The sequence below is a fragment of the Bacillales bacterium genome, assembly GCA_035700025.1.
In the GTDB taxonomy this organism is placed as follows: domain Bacteria; phylum Bacillota; class Bacilli; order Bacillales; family DASSOY01; genus DASSOY01.
The window spans coordinates 20579-28623 of record DASSOY010000059.1 but is presented as its reverse complement, the minus strand read 5'-3'; the positions used below and the strand labels follow the sequence as shown (position 1 = coordinate 28623).

General features: G+C 49.6%; 11 protein-coding genes. 5 read left to right on the top strand and 6 right to left on the bottom strand.

The window, feature by feature from the left end:
* Positions 1-493: GNAT family N-acetyltransferase (locus VFK44_10025; protein HET7628713.1), on the top strand; the 493-nt coding region annotated here is incomplete at its 5' end.
* Positions 494-503: 10 nt separating this feature from the next.
* Here the strand turns inward: VFK44_10025 and VFK44_10020 are convergent.
* Genes VFK44_10020 through VFK44_10000 form a run of 5 tightly spaced genes read right to left on the bottom strand, consistent with a single transcriptional unit; the run spans position 504 to position 5146 of the window.
* The gene (locus tag VFK44_10020; GenBank protein ID HET7628712.1) at positions 504-1166 is read right to left on the bottom strand and encodes a L,D-transpeptidase family protein; all 663 of its coding nucleotides are present in this window, start codon (positions 1164-1166) and stop codon (positions 504-506) included.
* A gap of 20 nt (positions 1167-1186) precedes the next feature.
* Positions 1187-2314 (bottom strand): Ger(x)C family spore germination protein, encoded by a 1128-nt coding sequence (locus VFK44_10015; GenBank protein ID HET7628711.1) that lies wholly within the window; start codon positions 2312-2314, stop codon positions 1187-1189.
* Complete coding sequence (locus VFK44_10010; protein HET7628710.1) at positions 2311-3405, bottom strand: GerAB/ArcD/ProY family transporter; 1095 nt, start codon at positions 3403-3405, stop codon at positions 2311-2313. Before VFK44_10010 ends, VFK44_10015 begins: the two co-directional genes overlap by 4 nt.
* Positions 3402-4895: a spore germination protein gene (locus tag VFK44_10005; protein ID HET7628709.1), complete on the bottom strand. Its 1494-nt coding sequence runs from the start codon at positions 4893-4895 to the stop codon at positions 3402-3404. The genes VFK44_10010 and VFK44_10005 overlap by 4 nt, the downstream gene beginning before the upstream one ends.
* A gap of 35 nt (positions 4896-4930) precedes the next feature.
* Positions 4931-5146, bottom strand: a complete 216-nt coding sequence (locus VFK44_10000) for a hypothetical protein (protein ID HET7628708.1) — start codon at positions 5144-5146, stop codon at positions 4931-4933.
* A 110-nt stretch (positions 5147-5256) separates the two neighbouring features.
* Between VFK44_10000 and VFK44_09995 the strand changes: the two genes are divergently transcribed.
* The 4 genes from VFK44_09995 (at position 5257) to VFK44_09980 (ending at position 7827) form a co-directional block, all read left to right on the top strand.
* Positions 5257-6063 carry a halocarboxylic acid dehydrogenase DehI family protein gene (locus VFK44_09995; protein HET7628707.1) on the top strand — a complete coding sequence of 269 codons (807 nt, stop codon included), beginning with the start codon at positions 5257-5259 and terminating at the stop codon, positions 6061-6063.
* Between the two features lie 98 nt (positions 6064-6161).
* Entirely contained in the window at positions 6162-6704 is a 543-nt protein-coding gene (locus tag VFK44_09990; GenBank protein ID HET7628706.1) for a histidine phosphatase family protein, read from the top strand.
* 20 nt (positions 6705-6724) lie between these two features.
* Positions 6725-7282: a GNAT family N-acetyltransferase gene (locus VFK44_09985; GenBank protein ID HET7628705.1), complete on the top strand. Its 558-nt coding sequence runs from the start codon at positions 6725-6727 to the stop codon at positions 7280-7282.
* 50 nt (positions 7283-7332) lie between these two features.
* On the top strand, positions 7333-7827 hold the full coding sequence (locus VFK44_09980) for a CBO0543 family protein (protein HET7628704.1): 495 nt from the start codon (positions 7333-7335) through the stop codon (positions 7825-7827).
* Here VFK44_09980 and VFK44_09975 read toward each other — a convergent pair.
* Positions 7816-8034: a spore germination protein GerPB gene (locus VFK44_09975; GenBank protein HET7628703.1), complete on the bottom strand. Its 219-nt coding sequence runs from the start codon at positions 8032-8034 to the stop codon at positions 7816-7818. The two genes, VFK44_09980 and VFK44_09975, sit on opposite strands and share 12 nt — an antisense overlap.
* Positions 8035-8045: the final 11 nt, after the last annotated feature.

The window sequence follows — 8045 nt, the reverse complement described above, 5'->3', positions numbered from 1 at the left end:
ATTAACGGCCGATGACGCGGAAGCGTATTGGCCGCTGCGTCTCGAGGCGCTGAAGAAGAATCCCGAGGCGTTCGCAAGCAGCTATGAGGAAGCCGTGGCGAAGGAGCATCCGCTCGCCGAGACGCGCACGCGCCTCGGCGTCGAACGCAACTACACGTTCGGCGCGTTCGACGGCGGCGCACTCGTCGGCACGGTCGTGCTCGTGCCGGAGACGGCAGCGAAGTTGCGTCACAAGGCTAATGTATTTGCCATGTACGTGACACCGTCTTATCGCTCTGCAGGGGCGGGAAGCGCTTTGTTGCGTGCCGTTATCAAACAAGCGCGCATCAGCGAAGAGATTGAGCAACTCGTATTGACGGTAGAAGCGAACAATAGGCCGGCAATAAAGCTGTACGAGGCAGCCGGTTTCCGTGCCTTCGGCACGGAACCGCGCTCGCTTAAGATCGCCGGCCGCTACCATGACGAAATGCACATGGTGCTTTTCGTCAAATGAGCGCGGCAGGCTATTCGAGCAGGCCGAGGGCGTGGTACGTCGGCCGTTTGACGCCGCCGGTCGGCGGCAGGCCGCGGTCTTTCTGGAAGGCGATCATGGCTTGCTTCGTGGCTGCGCCGTAAATGCCGTCGATCTTGCCATTATAATAACCGGCCGCGCGCAGCCGGTTTTGCACGACTTGGACGACGGTTCCCTTCGAGCCGACGGCCAAATTTCGGTAAGCGTATTCGCCGCGCCCGAAAATCGGGCCGTTGATGATGACGGGTGTGTCCATCGGCACTTGCGAAAACAGCTCTTCGACGTCGCGGTTTCGCATGCGAATGCAGCCGCTGCTGACGCTTTGCCCCATTAAATACGGTTTGTTCGTGCCGTGGATGCCGTATTTGCCCCACGGCACGTTGAGGCCGAGCCAGCGGCTGCCGAATCCGCCGCCCCATTCTTTCGATTTTTGCACCACCCGGAACGTGCCGATCGGCGTCGGATTGCGGTCCTTGCCCGGCGCAATCGGGTACGTTGCGGCCGGATGGCCGTTTTTAAATAACGTGAGCTGGTTTTTCCATAAATTTACGACGATTTTCGTAGAGTCGATCGACTCGGCTTTCGCGCTGTTTTCAGAGGTGAAGACGAGAAAGGCGGCTAGCGTGAAAACCAACAGAACACGGGCTGCGTTCATGGAAATTCCTCCCGGGCTGACTAGTCAATGATGCCGTGCTGGACAATATTGACTCTGACTTTGCTCTTGAAATCAATCTTCGGATATCTTTTGTTCCAATCAATTTGGTTCCATATGTCCGGATGGAAGGCGATCATTTGCCGGCCGAGGCCGAAATAATCGCAATTGGCTTCTTGAAGCTTCGAAATGACTTGGTTCGCGTCTTTCGTAATTTTTTTCGATAACTTTTCGTTCAATTGTTCCACGATGTTTTTCGAATGCAAATGATCAATTGGAAACTCGACCGTTCGGACCACTAATGTCATATTCAAGAAAGCGGAGATATCCGTAGGGGATTCCACTTTTAATTGAAGGTTGCTTTTTACTTTTTTCACGTCGATCGTAATGAAGTTTTTCACCGGTTGTTTGTTAAAGTCGTACATTTTTTTCGTGATTCTCGCGATTCGACCGTGTTTGCCGCTCATCAAGATCAACAACGTCGCTTGTTCCGGGGTCAAATGTTTCCCTGTATAATAATCTCGGTTAAACAAGGCCACACCGGAAACGGTGATAATTCCTTTTTGTTGATTTAGGACAAGGTAGGGAAGTACGTCGTCCTTCCCTTTGCCGACCAAGTTACCGGAAACGGCTTGAATGTCGTTTCCCTTTGGAAGCAGTGTCGATCGTTCCGCCGAATCAAGCAAATCCCGCAAGTATTCGCTGATGCGTGATTCTCCGGGCGGTGATAAGTTGATTCCTGCTTGCCCTTTTCCCTTCATGACCGCGATTTTTGCGTCCAACGGGTTGGACGGATCCCTGTATAGAACATCAAGCAACGGATAGATCCCTTTTTTCGCCATTTTTTCACCAATTAAAAACACGCGCATTTTGGCTGCGTCGAAGTTTTTCGCAACGATGCGGTCGATTTTCATGCGCGCTTTTCTCGGAGTCGACGCCACGGTCGAGACGATTTGAATTTTTTCGGTACCGAGTCCTTGTGCGAATTTTTGAACCGTAGGGATCGACACCGTCAAGCGCATTTTTCCCCCTGCGGCGACGTCCATGCTCGAGGCCATGCCCAACTTGACATCTTTGAAATACCTCTGGTCCCAACAACCCGTCAACAATACCAACGCGCTGAACAAGATCATTGCGTATGTTTTTTTCATGAAGAGATCCCCTCTTTTTTTCGAAACATCATCGCCCATCCTAAGACGACGGTTGGAATTCCGATCAAAAACATTGCGGTAACCGGGGCAAGCATCGTGTTCAAATGTTGGATAAGCACGACATTTTGTCCAGGGAGGATGGCCAATACATAACAAACGGCGACGGTTATTCTTACGGCATTCGCTTTATTTAACGGAGGTGCCAACGTTCTTAGTCCTTCGGAAGCCATAAACAAATAACTGGTGAATGATGTAAGGACGACGCCCGTCCATAAAGAGACGAACAATAAGTCGACCCGTTCCAATACGGTAAAATTAAACGCTTTGATCATGTACAAAACCGGTTCGGGTAACACCGAAATTTGAGAAGGCGAAAAGAACATGAAGCAAACGAGCGTCGCAACGACGTAATAAACAATCACAAACAGGTTAGCCAAGGAGGCGGTTTTTAATTTTTGTCCGGCATTTCCTTGCACAAAGGGGTAGATCAACAAAATCAATTCAAAGCCGGTGAGCGAAAGAAAGGACTTAACAACTCCAAGCATGATATTGCCGATGCCTGAGCTTCCGACCGGCAATACGTACAACGGATGGATGTCTTTGATCGCGTAAATAAGAAAAGCGAGCAAGAGAGCCAAAATGACGGATAAAAAAGTGTAAACCCGTGCATAAATGCGCAGGTTCTCCTTTCCTAAATAAGAGCCGAGCAGCGCCATCGCCACTAGCAAAATCCAGGTAGGGGTGTTCGGCATGAGCCAGACGTTGACAGAAAGACCGTATAAGATAAGGACCATGCTGCCGAGGATGCAAAAATAAAGAAAATAAGCTGCCGAGAACAAACGGCCTACCCATTTCCCGCATGTTTTTTGCAAAATTTCATACCACTGTGCATTCGGAAATCGTTTCGAAATCAACCAAAGGATGATGATGATCAATTGCGAGGCGATGCCGGCAAGTATCACCGAAATCCAACCGTCTCGGCTGGCGGCTCTAAAAACGTCATAAGGCAGAGAAAGAACGCTTACGCCGATCTGCGTCTGGATTAACAGCATGAACATTTGCCGCCGGGTAATTTTGTATGGCCTGTTCATTTGTCCCACTTCCTCGACCGTTTTTGCGTTTGCAATTGTTCCGGTTGCGCGTCTCGTGGACGTTTGTTGTGCATCCATAATGGCAGCCGAATGATCGAATCTTTCAAATTTCGGATGTTGAGCGGGGCGACCGGTGCGAAATAAGCGGTTCCGAACGACTCCAACTTGCATAAATGGATCAACAAGAACAACAGCGAGAACATGATGCCGACAAACCCGAACATTGAGGACATGAAGATCAACGGAAACGTCAAGATTCTGACAGCGTTGCTCATTTCGTTCGACGGCACGACGAAAGACGAGATTGCAGTTACGGCAATGATGACGATCATGATGTTTGAAATCAAGCCGGCCATGACGACCGCGTTGCCGATGACGAGACCGCCGACGATGCCGATCGTTTGTCCGACCGGCGTCGGCAAGCGAATCCCTGCTTCGCGGATCAATTCGATCGTCAACACCATGACCAATGCTTCAAACAGAGGGGGATACGGAATTTCATTGACCGACGTTTTCAATGGCAGCACGAGTTCATCCGGAATCACTTCGAAATTGTGGCCCGCCACCGCAATGTAAAAAGACGGAAGAACGATGGCGACCATAAAGCTGAAGATGCGAAGAATCCGGGTGAACGTACCAGAAATGGCACGATTGTTATAATCATCCGGCGATTGGTAAAACGCAAAAAAGGTGACTGGCAATATGAGTGCCGTCGGTGCCCCTTCGGTCATGAGAACGATGCGCCCTTCCATTAAGTTTCCCATCGTCCGGTCTGGACGTTCCGTTCCCAAGGCTTGCGGAAACGGTGAAAACGATGAATTTTCGATGAATTCCTCAATGAAGCCAGGGCTCATGACCATGTCGACATTAATCGTCCGCAGCCGCTCTTCGACTGCATTAATGATCGCCGGATTCGCGATCCCTTTCATGTAAATCATCGCCGTTTTTTTGCGCGTCATGTTGCCGATCCGGTAATAGTTGACGCAAAGGTCGGGACTTTCGATGCTTTTTCGCAACAAGTTGATGTTCGTTTTTAAATTTTCGTTGAACCCGTTATGGGCGCCGCGAATGATCTTCTCGTTATCCGGCTCATCAATTTGACGGTCGTAATGCGCTGTCGTATTGACTAAATACAGTCGTTGGCTGCCGTTTTTGCACAATACGGTATACCCATCAATAAGTGCGCTGACGGCGTTATTCAAGTCGTCCGTCGTTTCGATTTCGGATTCGGCCAAATCGACGCCGGTAATCGTCCTCGTATCCGCCGACATGATTCGATCATGTACGAGCTTCGTGTCTGTCAATGTATTGAAATAGATGATCGCCGACTCGTCGTCCAACTTTCTCATTTGCAAATCGTCGGAATGGTGCAACGTAGTTTGAATGAAATCGAAATTTTTTTTGATGGAAGCATAGGCTTTTTGCGATGATTTCTTGCTGCTTTGCTTTGACGTTTCCTTTTTTGAAAAAAATGCGGATAGAAAGCCCATATGTACCACCTTTAACGTTTGCGCGATTGGCTTATTTACAAGTTTTCATTCTGCTGCTTGGCGATCTCTTCGGCAAAATGGCGATTGGCGTGTTCAAGTTCTTTATGTTCGTCTACCGAATCTCCCGGGAACGGAAATGGTGAATCGGCGCTGTTTTCGTCCACATTCCATTGCAACTCCGGGTTCAACGGGGTATCGGTCGGAATTTCCTTATCATCCGTGTAAGATTTGCGTTCTTTTTGCGATGCCATGGACTCACCTCCATGTCCTTTATCATGTACGTTTGTGAAAAAATTAAACATCACTTCTATTCGCAGCAGCGAAGAATAATTTTTATGGAAAACGTTAAGGGGGAATCAAAATGGATGTCCCGTTTGATCGCGAAAGAAACGCCGCCGAAGCATTTCAATCTGATGTAATGAATGTGTTGCAAGTCCCCTTTGTCCACGAATTGTTTACTGTGTTGAAAGGATATGATCAATTCTTGGCAGTCGGTTGGCGGGAAGTGCGGCAGAATTTGCTGACGTACGAATGGAAGCGCGGATCCGACCGGTTGCGCCATCCCGAAATCGACGCGAACATTCCCGTCATTGATTGGGGAACGTATTACAAGAGGCCCGTCATTGCTAAAATTCGATCGGTTGTGGACACCTTCAATTTCGTCAATCCGAAGTTGTTGTTACTGACGACGGCCTGGTATGAAAGTCTTGCCGGCCGCGGTGCGCGTGGTACCGGAAAAACGAAAGGTACGATAAAGCCGGGGTTTGTAAAGAACACGGGCGAATTGGAAAACGTCGATCTTTTAGACGTGCCCGAACCGATCCGTTCGTTATTAGAAGAGATCGCTTCCCGTCACGGCCATCATCAACCAGCGGTTGATTACCGTGCGTTGTCCCGTTTCCCTCAATTTTTGAGAACATGCTGGGTTCATTTGCGAGACTATGTTCCGTCGCGAAATTATCACGAGCTTCGCGCGCAATTGCTGTCGGAAGCCTCGGAACAACTGAATCATTTGCCGCATCCGGTCGACATAACGGTGAACAAGCTGGCCGCGGAGCATGAACCGGTACAAATCGCGGGCATGATCGGAATTGTTTCCCTGTATCGAAACATGCTTGCCGATTGCCTGATCGACGGGGAATATTTTCGTCGCATCTTGATTTCCTAACGATCGATTTTGTCAAACAATTCCGTGAAAGCCGAAAAAGGGAGGGTTTTGGCAAACGAAAGCGAACAAACAAAAGGAGGGGAAATGGAGGAAGAAGGGTGAAACGCATTTATCTAGTAAGGCATTGCCAGGCCGAGGGCCAACAAATGACCGCTAAGTTGACAGACGAAGGAAAGGAGCAGGCTGTGCAATTAGCGGAGAAGTTATCCGCGTGCGGGATCGAGCGAATCGTCTCAAGCCCGTTCACGCGTGCAGTCGAATCGATTCGTCCTTTCAGCAAAGCGGCGTCGCTCACGATTGAAAAAGACAATCGCCTGATCGAATGGGTGTTGAGCGGGCGGCCGCTTGACGATTGGCTGGTGCGCCTCAAAAACTCGTTTGCCGATCTCGATATTTGCCACGAAGGGGGCGAAACAGGGCGGGAGGCGATGACGCGGGGGATCACGGTTGTCCGCGATGTGTTGGACGCAGATCCAAAGAATGCTGTGATGGTCACGCATGGAGGCTTGCTGGCTTTAATGGTGAAGCACTTTAAGCCGAATGTCGGTTTCGATTTGTGGAGCCGGCTGTCAAATCCGGACGTGTACCGGCTAACCTTCGATGAAAGCCGGCCGCATCCGAAAATCGAGCGTGTTCAGTAACGAAAAACAGGAGGTTGGACATGGATCCGATATTGTTGGAGATTCCGACAGAATTGAAAACCGATCGGTTGTGGCTTCACGTCCCTCGCCCCGGCGAAGGAAAAGTCGTCCATGAAGCGGTACGGGAGTCGGCTGCCGAACTGAAACCGTGGCTTCATTTCGCACGGAAAGAACAAACAATCGAAGAGTCGGAGAAAAACGTTCGCAAAGCCTACAGCGATTTCATATTGCGAAAAGCCTTGCGGTATCACATTTATACAAAAGACAAGAAGGCGTTTCTTGGCGTAATCGGCTTTAGTCCGATCGACTGGGAGATCCCGAAACTGGAAATGTACTACTGGATGCGAACGGATGCCGCCGGCAAAGGTTACATGAGTGAAGCAGCCGAAGCAATGAGCCGCTTTGCATTTGACACGTTGAAGGCGAACCGCGTCGAGATTCGCGCGGCCACTGAAAACAAAGCGAGCCGCAGCATACCGGAAAAGCTTGGATACCGGTTGGAAGGAATCATGAAAAACATGGACCGTCATTCGGACGGCTGCTTAATGGATATGTGTCTTTATGCGAAAACCACATAAGATTACGGTCAAAGAGGCATAATAATCCCCAGTTGACGGGGAGGGTCGATATGTCTCCATTTGACGTTTCCATCCAAAAAGGTTTTCTCTGGGCTTTGCTTGTATTCGGCCTTTTCCTGTTTGGGTATGCTGTAAGAAAACCGCCGATGAAAGAATGGCTGATCGTTTTCTTTCTGACTTCGTATTTTTCGACGTTTTTTGGCGTGATCGTCGTCGAAAACGACATGGTTACCTATCCAATCGGGTTGTTTGACAATTATTTCGACACGAGCCCGCTCTACGAGTTTTTATTGTTGCCGGTTGTCAGCATTTTCTATTGCCAAACTACTTCGCATGCGAGTTGGAGCGGCATCTTACGGCAAGGCATCGGCTATACAACCGTTCTAACCGCTGGAGAAACGATTTTGGAGAGGTATACAAATCTCGTTCACTATAATTCGTGGACCTGGCAATCCTCGTATGTGAGTATCTTCGCGTTGTTGTTTGCTGTGAGAGTATTGCTTGCTGCGATTCGCCGGCGGGAACAAAGCGAATCACGAGGGTGACGGTGCCACGAGCGGCACGAGCGGGGCTTCCGTTGTCGTGTCGGTTTCAATCAAGGATGGCGCTTCAGCCGTAAAGCCGCCGGTGTTGTATAAATGAGCGGCCGTATGGATGCAGCCGGCGCTCCCGATTTGCAAGACCGACGAGTTCGTAACGCTTCCAACGTTCAACGTTCGAATGTCGATGTTTTGATAAATGTTCACTACCATTGTGCCGCCCC